The sequence below is a fragment of the Clostridium hydrogenum genome (assembly GCF_021432385.1).
Taxonomy (GTDB): Bacteria; Bacillota; Clostridia; order Clostridiales; family Clostridiaceae; genus Clostridium_S; species Clostridium_S hydrogenum.
Window position 1 is genome coordinate 15,074 of the sequence record NZ_JAEACT010000002.1, and the last position, 20,725, is coordinate 35,798.

Below are 20,725 nucleotides of genomic sequence, written 5' to 3' on the forward strand. Positions count from 1 at the left end.
AAACTTATTTTTGATTGCTTGCGCAATCCTAGCATCAATGTTGTTAGCGATACACCACTTAAAACTTCAAAATTAATTTATATCAAAATGCCGTCTTATTGCATTTTGATACAAATTGATTTTTGGTAGTTGAAACGGTATATCTATAAGCGAAGCTTATATCATTTAAGTTTAAGATTTACCTGATGTAAGGAAAGGTAAATCAACCTTAACTGTACTCTGTCATCTGTACTCTGTACTCTGTACTCTGAATATTAGTATTCCGTCACTTGTTCTTTAATTATAGCACACTTCAATATAAATTATATACTTTGTTTACTATTACCGTCATATCATCTTTAGCTTTACCACCACATAATTCTAGGGCCTTTTTTAATATATCGTCAGCTAATTCTTTAGGTTTAGTTCCATCATTTTTACTTAGAGTATTAACTAGCCAATCTGATTCTCCTGCTTTGTCATGTGAACAATCAATAACTCCATCACTTATCATAACTATTATATCTCCATTTTGTACTTTTTTATTGGTCACCTCAACATCTGCCTTATCCAATACTCCTATTGGCAACGTTTTAGAATTAATAGCCTGTACCTTGTTTTTTCTTTTTATAAAACTCTTTACACCTCCAACTTTTAAGAATTCAATATCGCCTGAATATAAGTCTATGTTGCACAAATCAACTGTTGAAAATTTTTCATCTTCCGTAAATTTAAGTGACATTATCGAATTCACTGCATTTATTGCTGTAAGCTTATTTAGTCCAGCTGTCGTAAACTTTTCTATTAAATCTATTACAGATTTACTTTCCTTCTCTGCTTGAGGACCATATCCCATTCCGTCACTTATTACCACCATATAATTTCCTTCTCGTATTTTTCCAAAACTATAACTATCGCCATTTTGCTTTTCGCCATATTTGCAAACTCTACTAACATGCGATGCCACATAAAATTTCGGTGCTTCTTCAAATGAAACATTACATAAATTACTATCTGGTGATATTGTACATCCATCATCTCCAACACACATGATTTTTTCAACCGACTTATTTATGATTGGCAATACATCCTTTACACATATTTGTCTTCCACCACATGCTTTCATAGATAACTTTATAGTAACTCTATCCTTATCATTTTTTAGGCAAGTTAGATCTGAAAATTCAATATTGTTTTTACACAACACTTTTGTAATCTTTTTTTCTATTTCATTATCAAATTTAATTTCATTGTTAAACTCCGAAAGTATTTCGTTTATCGACGTTCCCATATTATTTATTTGCGAAGACATAACCTCTCTTCCTTTACTAAGCTGCATTCTCCACATTTCATTCATAACATAATCATTAACTATTGCTTCTGTATTTTTTATTATCGATGATCTCTTTATGCATTTTCTTTCTATTTCTTCAGGAACCTTTAAATTATTATCCTGAAAATTTTGTATTAGTTCCTCAAATGCAGCATAAGTATAGTAAGTTTCTCTTTTCCAACAAATACATTTCATATTACATGTGCTGCAAACTCTATCTGCAAGATTTTCTATAAGTCCACAGCTTTTAGTTTTAAGTGCAAGCTTATCATTATCAGATAAGTTATTCAATATATCTGACATTGTAAAAAGCACTTTAGAGAAGTTGTTAAATCTATTTGTAAAAGCATCTTTTATCTTTTCGCAATAATTTTCACTCATAGCTTCTTGCTTTTTACTCCAATTAAATTCCATCATAAGTTTATTATAAATTTTATTAGGCACTACAAAAAATATAGCGCATGCTATCATAGCTTCTATAAACTTAAAATCCGCATGATTTTCACAATAAAGCACTAAAATTGAAATTATAATTAAATAAGATATACCACTTATCCATTTTCCGAATTCTTTAAACACACCTACAATAAGTCCACATGCGCCTAAAATACCCGTATATACTAGTATATTATTTGTATTCATTCCAATTATTGCACCCAAGGCAATTCCCGATGCCCCTCCTATTGCACTACCGCTCACATATGATAAAACTATTATAAAAAACATAGATAATATGTTTCTAGCAGATAAATCATAGAAACCTACTCCCTTTGTACCTGAAATAATAACCGAAATCATAACTGCCATACATATAATCTCTTCATCAGAAAAAAAATGTTTTAAATTTACATTTTCAAAGCATATCATAGAGTAATTTAGAATATAGTATATAGAAATTATTGTTACCAGTTGAATAGATGATAACAAAACAGCTGAGCTTATATCTAAATTTAAAGCAAAAAACTTGAATAAACAAAACTCAAAAAGAATCATTACAAATGTAAGTGCCAATTTCTTTTTTAATTTAACTTTTCTGAAAGCACACAAAACAGCTGTAACAATCAAAATTGCAATTACATACATTTCAAAATCTTTAAGTACATTATGCAATGAAATATATCCAAGAAGCGCAGAAAGTGAAGATATACTATTAAATTTACTTTCATCTTTTAAGTTTAAAATCACAATAATAAAGGCTATTCCAAATGGAGCCATAGAATTTATTATTATAACCCTACTTATAAAAAATGAGCTAATTACATATAAAATCAACTTAATTATAAACGTTTTGTTTATTACATTTACTTTAGTATTTTTTTTATTATTTTTATTTACTCTCTCATACGTTAAAACATCACTATCGTATTGCATTTTAACATCTCCCACCCATATATAGTGAAACTATCTCAATCGGTAAACTCAATTATAGCAGATGTAACTGGAAATGTTTGTCAATCGATGGATGCTTGTACATTTTTTTTAAGACATTTATCCCTAGAATAATTTATTTATTCATTACTAAGATGAAACCAAGGTAAAACTTAAGATATCCATGTTCCAAAATGCCAATCTTTAAGGCATTTTGGAACATGGATATCTTAATAGTTGAACCGTTTTTCCTATATGTACACACAATCACCAAAACTTTACATTCACCGTACTCTGTGTTAAATTGTAATTTCTATATTTAAAGTTTCACAGTGGTTTATCCTTAAAACAACAAAAGACTATTTCAAAATTGAAATAGTCTTTGTTATGGTAGCGGAAATAGGACTTGAACCTACGACACTTCGGGTATGAACCGAATGCTCTAGCCAGCTGAGCTATTCCGCCATGTATGGTTGCGGGGACAGGACTTGAACCTGTGACCTTCGGGTTATGAGCCCGACGAGCTGCCAGCTGCTCCACCCCGCGATATTGTGGTGCCGAAGACCGGAATCGAACCGGTACGATGGTATTAGCATCGCAGGATTTTAAGTCCTGTGCGTCTGCCAGTTCCGCCACTTCGGCAAAATATAAAATTTTATGGTTGCGGGGACAGGACTTGAACCTGTGACCTTCGGGTTATGAGCCCGACGAGCTGCCAGCTGCTCCACCCCGCGATATGTGGTGCCGAAGACCGGAATCGAACCGGTACGATGGTATTAGCATCGCAGGATTTTAAGTCCTGTGCGTCTGCCAGTTCCGCCACTTCGGCATGTCACTTGTTAGCGCTTAATTCGCATCACTCATCAGCGACAATAACTATTATATAGCATCCCTATATTATTGTCAACAATTTTTTTAACTTTTTTTCATATTTTTTTAGGACATTAATAAAGCCAAGTAAAATCAAGGGTTTAAGCACAATAAATCAGAGTACAAAGTACAAAGTACAGAGTACAATGAAGGATGATTTGCCTTCCTTTCGTCAGGTAAATCTTAAATTTAAATAGTATAAGCTTCGCTTAGCACCATAAATAGTTCTATTGCGAAAGCAATAAAAAAACACGAAACATCATCAAAATTAAAGTTCCGTGTTTTTAAAGATAAACCACTTGAAACTTCAAAATTAATTTGTATCAAAATACCGTCTTCTAGGCATTATGATGCAAATTGATTTTGGTAGTTGAACTGATATATCTAAAGTGAAACTACTGCAAGACTCAAACCACTTATGTTCCAAAATACTAATCTTCAAAGGATTATGGTGCATATGTAGTTTATAGTTGAGCTAGCTTCACTATATAACAATCGTAAAAATTATCTAGTTAGTTTGAACCTTTTCTATAGCCTCTAGCTCTAGAATCTTGATGTTTTTTCAAGTCTGCAAATTTTTCTTCGCTGTCTTTTAAAAACCTAGATATTTTATCTTCAAAATTTACGCTTGGTGCCTTGTTCTTTTTTGCCCAATCTATTTCAACTGGCTTTACTGATGGTTTTTTTGGTGCAGAAGCTTGCTTTATTGACAAACTTATCTTACCATTATCATCTACAGAAAGAACTTTTACCTTCACTTTATCTTTTTCTTTTAGATACTCTCGTATATCCTTAACAAATGAATCTGCAACCTCGGATATATGAACAAGTCCAGTTTTCCCATCGATTTCAACAAATGCTCCAAAATTAGTGATATTAACAACAGTACCTTCTAAAATACTTCCAGCCTTTAAGGTCATATTAAAAAGAATCCTCCTTGATTATATATATATTTTATATTATTAAACTATTTATTATTTGTATCTATTACAGGAGTTTCGCCTTCTTTTATAAGATTTAGTCGTTCTCTTGCAAGTACTTCTGAATATTTATCAGTTTTGGATAACTTAATTTGATCCTGTAATTTTTTACTTTGAGCCTTAAGATTTTTAACTGAGCTTTGTTTAGCCACAATACTATTTTTTATTCTATGCATGGTAATCTGCTGATTTAAAATTATATAACCTATATTTATTATAATTACAGCACATATTAGCATTTTAATTTTTGATTTCTTAATCATATATCTCATTCTCCCCTAGAGCTGAAATATTGCACTCATATATATTTTAAAATGTTTTTGTGATTTATTCAAGATATTTATTTAAGTAATTTATTATTTTTTGTTTAAGAATATACATTCAAAAATAAATACCATGAAATTTTTGCATATCCTAAGTGTTTTTAGCAATCTATTAAAAATAAAACTTACAAATTTTATATATATCTTACTTAGTAATTTCATGTAGAAAAATACACCAATCAGCATAAAAATATATACATATCCATTGAGATATGCCTCATTTGTATATAATAAAAAAGTAAATATAATTATGGCAGATAAAATTAAAAATAAGATGTCCTGTATAACAGTTAATATTTTATTATTATTTCCAAATCTTCTTATAACTCTGTACACATCAAATAAGGAAGCTGCTAAAATCCCCGCAATAAAGTTAAATATCAAAAACACAAATTGATTATATATTGTTAATATCATAATTCATCTTAACCCTATTTAAATAATCTTGATATAATACTGTCTTTATTGCTTTTATTGTCACTTCCAGTATATGCACATGAGTTTATAAGACCTATTATAACTATATCACCATTTTGAACATCTAATTTATTCATTTTAAGTTCTCTGCCCTTAATAATAAGAAAACCTAGATTAGTATTAAGCTCAATCTGCTCATCATTAAAACTAACAACCTCACTTACCCCTGTAAGCAAAAGTTTTTTTCTATTCTCTATAGTCATAAGACTTTTTTTACTATTTTCTGCATTCATATCTTTTTTTGATTCCATGGCAAATTACCTCCTATTCTACATTTTAATATATATGTAAAATAGGACAAAGTTATAACTTAAATCTCTTCACCTGATATTATTTCGTACATTTGTTTTGCTTCTTCTTTTAGTACATGATTTGATATATTTAAAATTTTTGCCGTTAAAACCTTGGATGCATATCTTATTTCAATAATATCATCTTCTTTAACTTCCGTTCTAGGTTTTGCAACTTTACCATTAATAGAAACTCTGCCACTTTCACATGCTTCTTTAGCAACAGTTCTTCTTTTTATAATTCTAGAAACTTTTAAATATTTATCTAATCTCATAATACCTCCAGCTACAAAAAATCCCGGTTCAAACCGGGATTTCTTTAATTTACTCTTAAGCTTATTATTTATTTACTCTTTCTTTGAATTCTTTACCTGCTTTAAATACTGGTACAGTAGAAGCTGGTATTGTTATTTCTTCTTTTGATCTTGGGTTTCTTCCTTTTCTTTCTGCTCTTTCTCTAGTTTCGAAAGTTCCAAAACCAACAAGTTGAACCTTTTCATTTTTTTCTAAAGTTTCTTCAATACTTTCTATAAATGCCTTTAATGCTGTTTCTGCATCTTTCTTTGTTAAATTTCCTTTTTCTGCTATACTAGCTATTAATTCTGCTTTATTCACTTTTGTTACCTCCTTAAATTTTGAGAGTATGCTTTAATTATACATTAGCATATTCTTCATTAAATATAAAAATCCTTCTTTTGAAAGATATTTTTATTAAATTTTATCTGTTTCACGCAATTTTGATTCATTCCATAGTTTATCCATTTCATCCAAAGTCATATTTTCAAGTTTAAGTCCTTTTTGGGATGCTTTGTTCTCTATGTACTCAAAACGGTTAATAAATTTGTCTATAGTATAATTTAATGCAAATTCACTATCAATGTCAAGGAATCTTGCAACATTTACTACAGAAAATATTAAATCGCCCACTTCTTCTAATATTCTTTCCCTTTTTATGCTTTTATATTCATTTTTTACCTCATAAAATTCTTCTAAAACCTTATCTAATGCACTTTCAACTTTGTCCATATCAAATCCTATTTTTGCAGCCTTTTTTTGAACCTTTTCTGCTCTTATAAGTGCTGGAAAATTTTTAGGTACATGTTTAAGTTCATCAGTATATGTTTCCAACCCTTGCTCTTTTTTCTTAATTTCGTCCCAGTTTTTAAGTACCTTCTCACTATTTTCACAATTCACATTGCCAAAAACATGTGGATGCCTATATATCATCTTGTCACATATAGCCGTAATTATATCTTTAATATTAAACATACCTTCTTCTTTTCCAATTTGTGCATGAAAAACAACTTGAAGGAGTACATCTCCTAATTCCTCAACAATCGCATCATCATCTTTTTTTTCTATAGCTTCGACAACTTCATAACTTTCTTCAATCAATGCTCTCTTTATAGATTCATGAGTTTGTTCCATATCCCATGGACATCCGTTTTCACTTCTCAAGATATTTATTATGTTAAGTAAATCATTAAAATCTTTATAATTATCTCTGTCCTCTGGGATGTATATGGAAGTTAAATAGTCTATATCTTCTTGCCTATCTAGCTCATATAAAGGTATTTTTCTTATACTCTCTATTTCCTTAATTCCCGCAGCTCTTATAAAATATATTTCTGTTTCGTCTTTATAATAATCAAAAAGTGCAAGCTTAACATCTGATGCTATAAATTTGTTATATACTTGTGTTATTATTGTGCCGACTCTTTTATCTAAAATTTGATTTTTTATATCAAAAGCATCAATTACTTTAAGTCCTTTTACAGGATCTATTTGTATTCTTTCCATCACTGCATCTATAAAACTTACAGCAGGCAATATTTCTATTTCTATTTCTTTTTGTTTACATAATTCTATTAATATTGAAACAGATTTTTCTGCAACAAGCGGATGTCCTGGAACAGCATAAACTACATCTTGAGTTTCCTCATGCCTTTTCAGCAAATCTTCAGCAATAGAATTATAAACATCATCAAAGCTTTCACTATTTTCATATTTTTCATCATAAGTTTTAATCTCAATCCCAAGTTCGTTTAAGTAATCAACAGTAGGATGCTTACTTGTTCTAAAAAACACATTTTTGCTATTTTTTATAAGTTCAAAAGTTCCCAAAGTCAAAGCATCCTTAGAACCAGGGCCTAATCCAACAACTTTAATCAATAAAACTCTCCTCTTTTCACCTTTTTTTCACTAGCCTTCTTTTTATATCCTCATAGCTAAATATCCCAAACAAAATAATAAAAATTGCATAAATAATAATACCCGAAAAAATTGATATTACACAGCTTATAGCATTATTCATTGTTCTATTATAAACATACGTATAAAGAAATACAACTCCTAATATCATAATAGCTGATGCATAGGCAGGTTTTATTATAATATCATAGTATTTTAATTTAACCTTAAAATTAACCTTTATTGCTATTAAATTAAGTATAGCTGCTACCAAATAACCAACTATAGTCCCTATAATAGCGCCGTATACATTAAATGACGGTAAAGGTACTAAATTAGAGGTTATAATTACTTTCGCCGTACAACCAATCAAAAGGTTAATTACAGGCAATGAATATTTGCCCACGCCTTGAAGAATAGCTGTAGTTGTTTGCGAAAGAACAATAAATGGTATACTTATACTTAAATATCTCAAAATATAACTGCCTGAGGCATGTCCAGGAAATATTAAATTCATTACAGGATTAGCCATAAAAAATAATCCTAAAAATGAAGGAATCCCTATCGCCATTGATATTCTAAGTGAAGTTTCCAGCTTACTTATAAGTTCAGTCCTTCTATTTAACACAAATGCTGCGGAAATAACAGGCACAATTGATATACATAATGCCATTGATAATGTAAGTGGCACATTTATTAATACAAAAGCTTTTCCGGTAAGTTGTCCATATAATTCAGCTGCTCCTTTATAACTAAAACCTGCTTTTATTAAATTTTGAGGAACAAGTATTGAATCCAATAAACTCATGACACTACTAACAGCAGAACCAATAGATATTGGAATAGCTGTATATATGAGTTTAGTTAAAACAGACATATCATTTTTAACTTTTAAATTTCCAAATTGCTTTATAGTTCTAACATATTTAATTATCAAATATATTCCAGCAATAACTGCTCCAAAAGTAGCACCAAAAGCAGCACCACCAGCTGAAAATTCAACTCCTTTTCCTAAAAGAAGGTATGCTAGTCCAACTCCAACCAAAACCCTACCTATTTGCTCTATTATTTGCGAAACAGCAGTTGGTGTCATATTCTGAAGTCCCTGAAAAAAGCCTCTAAATGGAGTCACTATAGAAATAAATAATGGTGCAAAAGATATTCCAAGCAAAGAGTAAAACGATTTATGATCCCAATTAAGAAATGTAACTAAATTTTTAGAAAATACTAGAAGGAATATCGTAAATCCTCCTCCAAGAATACTCATCATAAGTATTGCCTTTCTAAGAACAATAAGTACTCCCTCTCTATCCCCTACAGCATTTCTTTCTGAAACCATTTTTGATACAGCTACTGGTATTCCTGATGCTGTTGCAAGGAAAAAGGTATACAGAGGATATGACATTTGATAATAGCCTATTCCTTCATCGCCAATAAGCATAACAAGTGGCAATCTAAAGAATAACCCTAAAAATTTTGCAATTATCCCCGCTACCCCAAGTATGATTGTACCTTTTATTAAAGATTGCTTCTTCATAATAAAATACCTCCAAAATTTATATAAGGCATATTTAATTCTGACTACAAGTTTTAACGTTATAGATATACCAGTTCAACTATTGAAATTCATGTGCACCATAATGCCAAGAAGACGGCATTTTAGTACAAGTGAATTTCAAGTTTCACGGTGGTTTATCTTTAATTAACCGCTTTTCACACTTTAAAATTAATGCGAAACTTTAAACCAGAGTACAAAGTACAGAGTACAATGAAGAATGATTTACCTTTCCTTACGTCAGGTAAACCTTAAACTTAAATGTTGTCATCTTCGCTGAACAACATTAATGCCGCGATTGCATAAGCAATTAAAAAATAAGTTTTAAGATTTTCTGTAGCAAAGCGGAAGAAAATCTTCCTTCTCTGTACTTTATACTTTGTACTTTGAAAAAAGGTTTCGCATTATTTAAGTATTTAGTCAATCTTGTATGTGCAAAATTGAGTCAATTGATTATTAATTTATGTATAATAACCAATAACTAAAATTCATAGTATACCTTAATATTATTATTTAAATTTTGAAGGTATTATTCCTATTGTTCCATTTGTTTTCCTAAAAATGAAGCTGCTGTTTCAGCCATTTTTATTTCTAGGTCTCCAAACTTTGTATCCTCATCCTTGGAGAATATAGCTACTGCACCTACTGCATCACCTCCAGCTATTATTGGGCTTATTACTTGAGCTGTATATTTTCCTTCAGCTTCATCATCTTCATATAAAGGTACAGCTTTTCCTTCTTCTGACATATTATAAGTTTTTCTTTCGTCCATTAAATTCTCAAGTTCATCGCTTACACGTTTATCAATATATTCCTTCTTAGCTGATCCACTAACAGAAATTATTGCATCTTTATCAGCAACTGCTATAATATGGCCAATTGATGCATTTAATGATTCTGCATATTCTTTTGCAAAATCACTTAATTCATTTATTGGAGAATATTTCTTTAAAATAACTCCCCCTTCTCTATCAGTGAATATTTCTAAAGGATCTCCTTCCCTTATTCTAAGTGTTCTTCTTATTTCCTTTGGTATTACAACCCTTCCAAGATCGTCTATACGTCTAACAATTCCTGTTGCTTTCATCACTTGTTTCCCTCCTAAATTTTATACAAAATATTTTTACGTTTATAGTATCCTACTTATTTTGAAATTTTATGCATATATGCATAGTTTTCTTCATATAAAGATATACCACTGTGAAACTCGAAATTCATTTCTACCAAAATGCTGTCTTCTGAGCATTATTGTGCACATGAATTTCGATAGTTGAACTGGTATACCTATAAAAAAAAGAACCATGCACTAAAATGCATGGTTCTTTATGCTATATTATGTTTTTATCGTACTTTGTAATGCTTGCTGCCTTTTTCCAACTAGTTATAGTACTTTGTAATACAGTCTGTTTTTGTTGTGTTAAAAGTGTATTCTTGATATCTGCTTTAACACTATCAAATGGCTTAACAGGATAATTTGTCTTGCTGTTACACTTTATTACATGCCATCCAAATTGAGTTTGAACAGGCTGGCTTACTTCTCCAGCTTTTAATTTTAGAGCTGCTGCCATAAATGTTGCATCATAATCTTGAGTATTTACTGGAATATCTCCTAATGATCCGCCGCTAGCTTTTGAACCAGTATCTGTAGAAACTGACTTTGCTATAGTTGCAAAATCTTCTCCTTTTTTAATTCTAGCTTCAACCTGCTGTGCGTCAGCCTCTGTTTTAAGTAAAATATGTGACAAATTAACAGTATTTGTCTTCTCAGTATAATTGCTTGGATTTTTATCATAGTATGCTTTTGCTTTTGCATCCGATATTGTTATACCTTTTTCTACGTAAGCTACAACCTTTTGAAGTTTAATTGATTTTTTTACTTGTTCTTTAAATGTAGCATCTGTTAATTTAGCTTGACTTAATGCTGCTTTCCATTCTGCGTCTGTTTTATAATTTTTTTTGTATGTTTGATATTGCGTATTTACTTCTTTATTTAGTTCTGTATCGCTAGGAATTAAATTTTTTTCTTTTCCTTTTTGAAGAAATAACACTTCAGTAATCATATTGTCAAGAATAGTTTCCTTTTGTTGCTTTAAAGCAGCCATTGCATCTGCATTGCTTTTGTAATTTGCGCCATATTCTTGTTCGATTTGAGCAATTACTCCTTGCTGATCAACAGCTTCATCAAGTTCTCCTCTAGTTATGCTCTCTCCATTTACCTTTGCTACTACGCTTTTTGATATTCCTTCTGGTGTTTTAGCTATCATATCACATCCGACAGCCGAAAATGCAAACATTCCAACGATTAATGCAGTTATTATTTTTTTAGCATTTTTCATACCATTACCCCGTTTCTCATATTTATTTAAGAATTTAATTATAAACACAGATTTTATTGTATCATAAAATCAAGTTGTTTCAACTAGTGAATTCATATATTGTAAAAGTTCCTTTAATTTTTCAAGCAATTCTTCCCTCTTTATTGCACTTAAACTATATACTATAATCGGCTTTTCACCCATTTTAAAGGTAATTGTCCTATTATAATTGTTAAGCATTCCTTTTATTAAACTTTCGTTAATTTTTTCATTACTTTCAAATTCAAGTTCTATACTAGTATTCTTATCTTTTACAGTAAGTATACCAAGTTTACTTGCTATACCTTTCAAATACGCTATCTGCATAAGATTATCAACCGACTTTGGTATATCAGAAAATCTGTCTTCAAGTTCTTCCTGAACATCCAATAACTCTTCATACGAATCTATTGATGCTATTTTTTTGTATATTGAAATTTTTTGCGTTTCATCTTGTATATAAGATGAAGGTATATAGGCGTCAACTTTAAGTTCAACTGTGGCTTCTACTGGCTCTTTATCTATTTCTCCCTTTACTTGCTTAATAGTGTTTTCAAGCATTCTGCAATATAAATCATATCCAATAGATGCCATATGACCATGTTGCGCTGAACCCATTATGTTACCTGCTCCCCTTATTTCCAAGTCCTTCATTGCTATTTTAAAACCAGAGCCAAGTTCTGTAAATTCCTTTATAGCCTTTAACCTTTTTTCTGCAACCTCTGTAAGTATTTTATCCTTCCTGTATGTGAAATACGCATATGCCATCCTGTTTGTCCTACCGACTCTCCCTCTAAGCTGATAAAGCTGTGAAAGTCCCATTTTATCTGCATCATATATTATCATCGTATTTACATTGGGTATATCTATACCTGTTTCGATTATTGTAGTACATAGGAGAATATCATATTCATTATTCATGAATTCCAGCATAACCTTTTCTAATTCTCTTTCTGTCATTTGCCCATGAGCTATTGCTATTCTAGCTTCTGGTATTAATTTAGCTATATATGCACTCATTTCTCTTATAGACTCAACTCTGTTATAGACGAAAAATACTTGCCCTTTTCTATTAAATTCCCTCATTACAGCATCTCTTATAAGTTGATCATTGTATTCAACTACATAAGTTTGAACAGGATATCTTTCTTCTGGAGGTGTTTCAATAACACTTATATCCCTAACACCAGTAAGTGACATATGAAGTGTTCTAGGAATAGGTGTTGCAGATAAAGTAATTACATCTATATTCTTTTTAAACTGTTTTAGCTTTTCCTTATGGTTAACACCAAATCTTTGCTCCTCATCAATTATTAAAAGCCCTAAATCTTTAAATTTTATTTCTTTGTTTAAAATTCTATGTGTACCTATAATTATATCTACATTACCTTCTTTAAGCTCTTTTAATGTAACTCTTTGCTGAGCAGCTGTTCTAAATCTGCTAATCATATCAATTGTAACCGGAAAATCTGCAAATCTTTTCTTAAAATTATTATAATGCTGTTCTGCTAGAATAGTAGTTGGTACTAAAAACGCAACTTGTTTGCCATCCATAACTGCTTTAAATGCAGCTCTTATTGCAACTTCTGTTTTTCCATAACCAACATCTCCACATACAAGCCTATCCATAACTTTGCCTGTTTCCATATCCTTTTTAATTTCTTCTATGGCTAGATTTTGATCTGGAGTTTCATTGTAAGGGAATTCATCCTCAAATTGCTTTTGCCAAACAGTATCCTTTGAAAATTTAAAACCAGATACAGTTGTTCTTACAGCATATAATTTTACAAGTTCATCTGCAATTTCATTTATAGATTTCCTTACCTTATTCTTTGCCTTTATCCACTCGTTGCCACCAAGCTTACTTACTTTAGGAGCTTTTCCTTCGCTTCCAACATACTTTTGAACTAAATCAAGCTGCTCAACTGGCACGTAAAGCTTATCATCTACTGCATAGGTCAACTCTAAGTAGTCCTTTTTATGTCCCTGAACATCAAGCTGTTTAATACCTTTAAATACTCCTATACCATGGTTAACATGTACAACATAATCTCCGGGTTTTAATTCTGTGAAGCTTTTAATTTTGCTTGCACCTTTTTGATTTTTTCTTCTAACCTTTTTCTTTTTAGATTCTCCAAATACTTTTTTATCAGCTATTACACATAGTTTAAGTTCGGAATATTCAAACCCATTAAGTTGTGTTCCATAGGTAATTACAATTTCTCCTCTATTTATAACAGAAACATCATCTCTGTATATACTTTCTATCCCTCTATCTCTTAAAGTACCAACTAATCTTTCACCTTTAGCCTTTGTTCCACTTAATATTAAGATTCTATATTGATTTTCCTTTTTTTCTTTTATGTCAGCTATAAGCATATCAAATTGATCGTTATAACTTAGCATTGTAGATTCTTTAAAATAAAAAATTCTACTAGATGGAATTTTGGAAGATGATCTTTCAAGTGAAAATAATCTTACTACCTTATCTTCTTCAAGTACAGAAGTAATTTGTTCTTTTGGTATAATTAAATTACCTTGTCCCGGAAGTATATCTCCCCTTTGAAGAAAGCTATTATAATTTTCTTCAAATTCATAGTAGACACTTTTTATTTTTCCCTTACACCTTTCATAATCATCTACAAAAATAATAGCATCTTTCATATAATCGAAAAATGAAGACATACCATCATAGAAATATGGCAAAAAGCTGTCTATAGTCTCAAATCCAGCCTTTTCTTGAAGTAACTCAAGATTATATTCTATCAATTTATTAAGTTTATCTGCAGCTTCATTTTCATTATTGCTTTTAAATCTTTTTATAGAAAGTTCTAATTCACTTTTTATCTTTTCATAACCCTTTTCAATGTTTTCATTTGGCAATATTATTTCTTTTGCTGGAAATACTTCTATTTTGCTTACTTTTTCTATGCTCCTTTGTGATTCAACATTGAAACTTCTAATAGAATCAATTTCATCACCAAACATCTCTACTCTGTAGGCAACATTTGATATAGGTGAATATATATCGAGAATTCCTCCCCTAAGAGAAAATTGTCCTTTTCCATCAACAACTTCTGCTCTTTCATATCCACTTTGAATTAATTTAATTATAAAATCATCAAGATTTAAATTATCTCCAGTTGATAATTTAAATGTATATTTTTTATATAATTCCACTGGTATGTATGTTGAAGCTAATGCCTCTATAGAGGTTACCACAATCCTTTTACCTTTAGAAATCATTTGTCTTATAACTTTTAATCGTTCCCACCTTAAATCTCCGGATACGGCATATATGTTATAAAAAACAATTTCCTTTGTAGGAAAATAATACACATTTGACATATAAAAAGACAAATCTTCATATATCTTTTTTGCTTCAACATCGCTATCTGTAACCACTAAAAATGGACTATCTGTTTCTTCATACAATCCGCTAAGTAAATAGCTTTTGCCTGACTCCGAAATACCACATAGTTCTACAGGAAATATATTATTATTAATATTATAAACAGCATCTTGAAATCTCTTATCATTTTTCAGAGGCTGCATAAGCCCATTAAGTCGCATTTTAACACCTCTTAAACTACTCAACTTTAAAGCAGTTAAATTTGTTCATTGCAGTTTCAACATCATTGTTCATAATACATTCAACTGCTTTAGGAACTACTTTAAATACTTCTTCTAATTTAGCTCTATCTTCATTTGCAAAACGTCCTAATACATGTTTAACAAGATCACCTTGTGGTTCACCAACTCCAATTTTTATTCTTATAAATTCATCTGAAGACAAGTTTTGTATGATACTTTTTATTCCATTATGCCCTCCAGCACTTCCTTTTCTTCTTATCCTCATTCTTCCAACCTCAAAGCTAATATCATCATAAATAACTATAATATTTTCATTTGGGATTTTATAAAACTGGCATACTTCTATGACACTTTCTCCACTTAAATTCATATACGTAGCTGGCTTTAAAAGTATAACTTTCTCATTACCTATTTTCCCATCTCCATATACACCTTTAAATTTTATCCTATTTATATCAATATTATACTCTTTTGCAATTACCTCTAAAGCATCAAAGCCAACATTATGCCTTGTTTTTTCATATTCTTTTCCCGGATTTCCGAGACCAATTATTAAAAACACTTTATCACTACTCTCTGTTATTCATTATTTTGAGATAATACGATTTGCAATTTTTTATATTTTCCTTCTCTATATACCTTGCAAGGAATTTTATCTCCAATTTTTTTACTATAAAGTATATCACGTATATCATCACTATTTACAACTTTTATTCCATCTAATTCTACTATTATATCCGTTGGCTTTATCCCTGCTTTTTCAGCTCCGCCATTTGGTAAAACTTCTTTTATATATGCACCACTAATTCCATTGTTTTTATCTGGAATCGATGTTCCTACAACTACTCCGAGAAACGGTCTAATTACTTTTCCATTCTTAATAAGCTGGTCTATTATTTGTTTAACCTCATTTATTGATATAGCAAATCCTATGCCATCACTGCTGTGTTCAGGAGATATTTTAAGACTATTTATTCCAATGACTTCTCCCTTTTCATTACAAAGTGCCCCACCACTATTACCAAAATTTATAGTTGCATCCGTTTGAATAATGTTATACTTAACCGGTTCTCCCGTATCATTATCAGGGACACTTACACTCATATTAGTTGCACTTACAATACCAGCAGTAACTGTTTCTTTAAATTCATCACCTAAAGTATTGCCTATTGCTATTGCTACATCACCAGTTCTAAGCTTTGAAGAATCTCCAAATGTTACTGTAGGTAAATTCTTAGCATCTATTTTTATTATGGCCAAATCCGTAGGCACATCATAGCCAATAAGTTTTGCATTAAACACCTTTCCATTCTTACCATTAGACAGCTTTACGGTTATTTTCTTTGCACCTTCTATAACATGATAATTAGTTATTATAGATCCATCAGATTTAAAAATTATGCCTGATGCTATATTCTGTTTTTCATCCTTTCCACTAGAATCATCTGCACTATTTGTTATACATACTATAGCTGGACCAACATCCTCTGCTACTTTATTAATAGAATTAGCGGGAATCTCATAATTTGTATTATCGCTCACCACTTTTTTCTTTTGAAATATAGGAGTGTTATTTTTGGCTGCTAATTCAGAACTTTTTGTATTCACAATATAAGTAGCTGTAACAGCACCAGAAGCAGAAGCAACAACAAGCATTAAAAGAAACTTCAAAGCTCCAGCCATTCTAGCTTTATTTTTGTTTCTCCTAAAATTGATTTTACCTATATTATTATCATCCTTCTCGTTTATATCTACTTCCTTCCAAGCAACATCCTTTATTTCATTATCATCCTTTAACAATCAGTGCACCTCCACATAGGATTATTTATTATAGGTTAAACTCAGTTCAAGTATAGATTTCATTATATTATACACTTACTAATTTACAGAATTATGAATAAACTATGATAATTCAATAAATTGTCATTTCACAACTTTAAGAGAAAAGGTAAATTCAACTCCACCTTCTTTTTTATTTTCAACAAATATATCTTCTCCATGTTGAGTAAGTATGCTCCTTACAATTGGAAGCCCGAGCCCTGTACTCATTTTCTTTGTACGTGACTTATCAGATTTATAAAATCTATCCCATATATGTTTAAAATCTTCACCATTTATTTGAGGTCCATTATTATATATAGATATATATACCTTATTGAATTTTACCTTTGTGGTTATTCTTATTGTTCCTTCTTCATTTACATATTTTACTGCATTATCAATAAGATTAGTTAGAACTTGATTTATCCTATCCTCATCACCTAATACATATAATTCATCATAGTCAAAGCATACATCTACACTTAGCTTTTTCTCATTGATTTTAGTTTCAAATTTAATCACTGTATTTTTTATCATCTCAATAATATTTAGCTTTACAACATTCAACTTTAAGTGACCAGCCTCTATTGCCGATAAATCCAACAAATCATTTACAAGCCTCGTAAGCCTATTAATTTCATCGTATGTAAGCGATAAATAATATCTTTCTCTGTCCCTTGGTATTATTCCATCGAGTATTCCTCCAATAAAGCCCTTTATAGATGTTATTGGAGATCTTATTTCATGTGAAACATTTGATATAAACTCTCTTCTGTTTTTTTCTACCTTTTCAACGGAATCAGCCATGAAATTAAATGACTCAACAAGTTCACCTATTTCATCATCAGATTTAATATTTACCCTTTTTTCCACTTCTCCCTTTGCTATTTTTCTAGCAACACTGTTTATTTCCTCTAGTGGTTTAATTATGATTTTTTGAGAAAAATAGTATAAAACAAAGCATGCTGTAATTATAGCAAATATGGCAGATATCCATATTATTATGTATACCCTTTTTAATGGATGCTTTATATCTGTAACGGAAGTATTAATCATTATTGCTCCACTAAAATCACCATTAAAAAATATAGGTATTTCATATGTATCAACCGCTTTACCAAAAACTTTGTTATATGCATTTACTCTTTCTATGAGCTTATTGTCACTTTTCCTAAGCTCATTTAAATCAGAATTTGGAATTTGTTTTCCAATTAGATTGTTATATTTAGTATCAGAAACAGCATATATATAACCATACATATCCATTATAAACATATCTGCTTTTATGTCACTGCTCAAATATTCTGCTACATTTTCCAATGTAGCATTTGCTCTCTGCTGTGATGCACTTCCATCAAGATAAGCTAAGGCTACCCCTTTAACAATTTCAGCTTCTGTGCTAATTTGACTTCTTCTTTGATCCATATAGTAATTTTGAAACCACAAGGATAATATAGCTGAGGTAATAACAAAACTGAGTGAAATGATAATAGTGTATGCTGCTATCATTTTAGAAAATAATCCATTCTTCATAATTATTTCACCTCAAATTTATATCCAACACCCCACACTGTTTCTATCTGCCAATTTCTGCCGCCTTTTAGCTTTTCTCTAAGTCTTTTTACATGAACATCAACTGTTCTTGAATCACCTGGGTAATCATATCCCCATACCTCGCAAAGTAATTGTTCTCTTGTAAAAACTTTATTTTTATTATTTGCAAGATAATACAAAAGCTCAAATTCCTTTGGAGGCATTTTTATTTCTTCGTCTTTGTATATAACAGTATAAGAACTTATATCTATTTTTAATTCTTCGAAAGTTAATTCTTGTTTTGAAACTACATCCATACTTGTTCTTCTAAGTACTGCTTTAACTCTAGCTATTAATTCCTTGGGTTCAAAAGGTTTGACTATGTAATCATCAGCACCAAGTTCTAAAGCTAAGACTTTATCAAAAGTTTCACCCTTTGCTGTAAGCATTATAACTGGAGTATTAGAATCTTTTCTTATCCATTTAAGTACATCAACCCCATCTATTTTGGGAAGCATTATATCTAAAAGAACTATATCTGGTTTGTATTCATAAAATTTTTCCTCTGCTTCTTTTCCATCACTACATACTTTAGTTGAGTATCCACTACTTTCAAGATACAATTTCATAACTTCACTTATATTTTCGTCATCATCAACTATTAATACTTTACCGAGTGAATTATCCATTTTAGTCACCCTCCTAACAAATATATAATTATAATTTATCACACTTTTTTAATTTAATCATCAATGTTACAAATTGTTCATTAAAAACAGAGTACAGAGTACAGATGACAGAGTACAGTGAAGGATGATTTACCTTTCCTTGCGTCAGGTAAATCTTTAACTTAACTGTTGTCAGCTTCCCTGAACAACATTGATAATATAGCGATTGCGTAAGCAATCAAAAAATAAGTTGTAAGATTTTCTGTAGCAAGGCGGAAGAAAATCATCCTTCACTGTACTCTGTACTCTGTCAGTTGTACTCTGAATAATGGTTCGCAATGTTTAAGCTTTGTGTGTAAAATAATTTCGTGCAACAGCCCCAACCTTTAACGTAAATAAGTACTCTGCCTTAGCTATTCTTCATGAAAAATTTTACTTACCGAAATGTCTTCGTAAATCCTTCTTATAGCCTCTGCAAATATTGGTGCTACTGATAATACTTTTATTTTATCTATAAGTTTATCCTCTGAAACTGGTATAGTGTTCAAAGTAACTACTTCTTTTATAGGCGATTTTTCAAGCCTTTCAATTGCTGGTCCTGAAAGAACTCCATGTGTGCAGCAAGCGTAAACTTCTTTTGAGCCCATTTTTATGAGTGCTTCAGCTGCATTTACAATTGAACCTGCTGTATCAATCATGTCATCAACTAATATAGCCCTTTTTCCATTTACGTCTCCAATTAAGCTCATAACTTCTGAAACATTTGGTTTAGGTCTTCTTTTATCTATTATTGCAATTGGTGCATGAAGTTTTTCAGCAAACTTTCTAGCTCTCTTTACACCACCTATATCTGGTGAAACTACAACAATTTCATCTTCTGGTATGCTTAAACCTTTAAAATATTTTGCAATTATTGGAACACCTTCTAAATGATCCACCGGTATATCAAAGAAGCCTTGTATTTGTGGTGCATGAAGATCCATAGTAAGAACTCTATCAGCACCTGCTGCATGAATAAGATCTGCCATTAATTTTGCTGTAATTGGCTGTCTAGCTTTTGCTTTCCTATCTTGTCTTGCATATGCATAATGTGGAATAACTGCTGTTACCCTTCCTGCCGAAGCTCTTTTAAAAGCATCAAGCATAATTAAAAGTTCCATGATACTATCATTTACTGGCTCACACAAGGTTTGAACCAAAAACAAATCTGTACCTCTTACCGTTTCATTGATATCAACTGAAATTTCTCCGTTGCTAAATTTACTTACTTTTGACTCTCCAACAGTAACTCCTATTATATCTGCAATATCATTTGCTAGTTTAGGATAAGAATTTCCAGTAAAAATTTTAATATTTTTTCCATGGTTTATCATATATATAAAACCCTCCT

Annotated in this window: 17 protein-coding genes and 5 tRNA genes; all 22 read right to left on the bottom strand. The window is 30.7% G+C overall.

Annotated elements, in window-relative coordinates; translation table 11 throughout:
- Positions 1-292 precede the first annotated feature (292 nt).
- The gene (spoIIE, locus tag CUEA01_RS00110; protein WP_234117045.1) at positions 293-2,683 is read right to left on the bottom strand and encodes a stage II sporulation protein E; all 2,391 of its coding nucleotides are present in this window, start codon (positions 2,681-2,683) and stop codon (positions 293-295) included.
- Between the two features lie 385 nt (positions 2,684-3,068).
- Positions 3,069-3,145: transfer RNA gene (locus tag CUEA01_RS00115), tRNA-Met, on the bottom strand.
- A 5-nt stretch (positions 3,146-3,150) separates the two neighbouring features.
- Positions 3,151-3,226: transfer RNA gene (locus CUEA01_RS00120), tRNA-Met, on the bottom strand.
- 6 nt (positions 3,227-3,232) lie between these two features.
- Positions 3,233-3,322, bottom strand: a tRNA-Leu gene (locus CUEA01_RS00125).
- 16 nt (positions 3,323-3,338) lie between these two features.
- Positions 3,339-3,414 (bottom strand) — tRNA-Met (locus CUEA01_RS00130).
- Positions 3,415-3,419: 5 nt separating this feature from the next.
- Positions 3,420-3,509 (bottom strand) — tRNA-Leu (locus CUEA01_RS00135).
- 553 nt (positions 3,510-4,062) lie between these two features.
- Positions 4,063-4,470, bottom strand: a complete 408-nt coding sequence (locus tag CUEA01_RS00140; protein ID WP_234117047.1) for a S1 domain-containing RNA-binding protein — start codon at positions 4,468-4,470, stop codon at positions 4,063-4,065.
- Positions 4,471-4,517: 47 nt separating this feature from the next.
- A complete protein-coding gene (locus CUEA01_RS00145) occupies positions 4,518-4,790 on the bottom strand; it encodes an FtsB family cell division protein (RefSeq protein WP_234122086.1) in 273 nt (90 codons plus the stop codon).
- A gap of 96 nt (positions 4,791-4,886) precedes the next feature.
- On the bottom strand, positions 4,887-5,270 hold the full coding sequence (yabQ, locus tag CUEA01_RS00150; protein ID WP_234117049.1) for a spore cortex biosynthesis protein YabQ: 384 nt from the start codon (positions 5,268-5,270) through the stop codon (positions 4,887-4,889).
- Between the two features lie 14 nt (positions 5,271-5,284).
- Complete coding sequence (gene yabP, locus CUEA01_RS00155; protein ID WP_234117051.1) at positions 5,285-5,581, bottom strand: sporulation protein YabP; 297 nt, start codon at positions 5,579-5,581, stop codon at positions 5,285-5,287.
- Positions 5,582-5,640: 59 nt separating this feature from the next.
- On the bottom strand, positions 5,641-5,895 hold the full coding sequence (locus CUEA01_RS00160; RefSeq protein WP_234117052.1) for an RNA-binding S4 domain-containing protein: 255 nt from the start codon (positions 5,893-5,895) through the stop codon (positions 5,641-5,643).
- Between the two features lie 64 nt (positions 5,896-5,959).
- Positions 5,960-6,235, bottom strand: coding sequence for an HU family DNA-binding protein (locus tag CUEA01_RS00165; RefSeq protein WP_234117053.1), 276 nt, complete (start codon positions 6,233-6,235; stop codon positions 5,960-5,962).
- A gap of 96 nt (positions 6,236-6,331) precedes the next feature.
- Positions 6,332-7,792, bottom strand: a complete 1,461-nt coding sequence (gene yabN, locus CUEA01_RS00170) for a bifunctional methyltransferase/pyrophosphohydrolase YabN (RefSeq protein WP_234117055.1) — start codon at positions 7,790-7,792, stop codon at positions 6,332-6,334.
- A gap of 16 nt (positions 7,793-7,808) precedes the next feature.
- Positions 7,809-9,347: a putative polysaccharide biosynthesis protein gene (locus CUEA01_RS00175; protein ID WP_234117057.1), complete on the bottom strand. Its 1,539-nt coding sequence runs from the start codon at positions 9,345-9,347 to the stop codon at positions 7,809-7,811.
- A 553-nt stretch (positions 9,348-9,900) separates the two neighbouring features.
- Entirely contained in the window at positions 9,901-10,452 is a 552-nt protein-coding gene (gene spoVT, locus CUEA01_RS00180; RefSeq protein WP_234122087.1) for a stage V sporulation protein T, read from the bottom strand.
- Positions 10,453-10,693: 241 nt separating this feature from the next.
- On the bottom strand, positions 10,694-11,701 hold the full coding sequence (locus CUEA01_RS00185; RefSeq protein WP_234117059.1) for a peptidylprolyl isomerase: 1,008 nt from the start codon (positions 11,699-11,701) through the stop codon (positions 10,694-10,696).
- Between the two features lie 69 nt (positions 11,702-11,770).
- Entirely contained in the window at positions 11,771-15,292 is a 3,522-nt protein-coding gene (gene mfd, locus CUEA01_RS00190) for a transcription-repair coupling factor (RefSeq protein WP_234122088.1), read from the bottom strand.
- 16 nt (positions 15,293-15,308) lie between these two features.
- Positions 15,309-15,875, bottom strand: coding sequence for an aminoacyl-tRNA hydrolase (pth, locus tag CUEA01_RS00195; protein ID WP_234117065.1), 567 nt, complete (start codon positions 15,873-15,875; stop codon positions 15,309-15,311).
- 17 nt (positions 15,876-15,892) lie between these two features.
- Positions 15,893-17,113: a S1C family serine protease gene (locus CUEA01_RS00200; protein ID WP_235699798.1), complete on the bottom strand. Its 1,221-nt coding sequence runs from the start codon at positions 17,111-17,113 to the stop codon at positions 15,893-15,895.
- A gap of 123 nt (positions 17,114-17,236) precedes the next feature.
- Entirely contained in the window at positions 17,237-18,667 is a 1,431-nt protein-coding gene (locus tag CUEA01_RS00205) for a sensor histidine kinase (RefSeq protein ID WP_234117066.1), read from the bottom strand.
- 2 nt (positions 18,668-18,669) lie between these two features.
- Entirely contained in the window at positions 18,670-19,356 is a 687-nt protein-coding gene (locus CUEA01_RS00210; RefSeq protein WP_234117068.1) for a response regulator transcription factor, read from the bottom strand.
- Positions 19,357-19,748: 392 nt separating this feature from the next.
- Positions 19,749-20,708: a ribose-phosphate diphosphokinase gene (locus CUEA01_RS00215; protein WP_234117071.1), complete on the bottom strand. Its 960-nt coding sequence runs from the start codon at positions 20,706-20,708 to the stop codon at positions 19,749-19,751.
- Between the last annotated feature and the right edge of the window lie 17 nt (positions 20,709-20,725).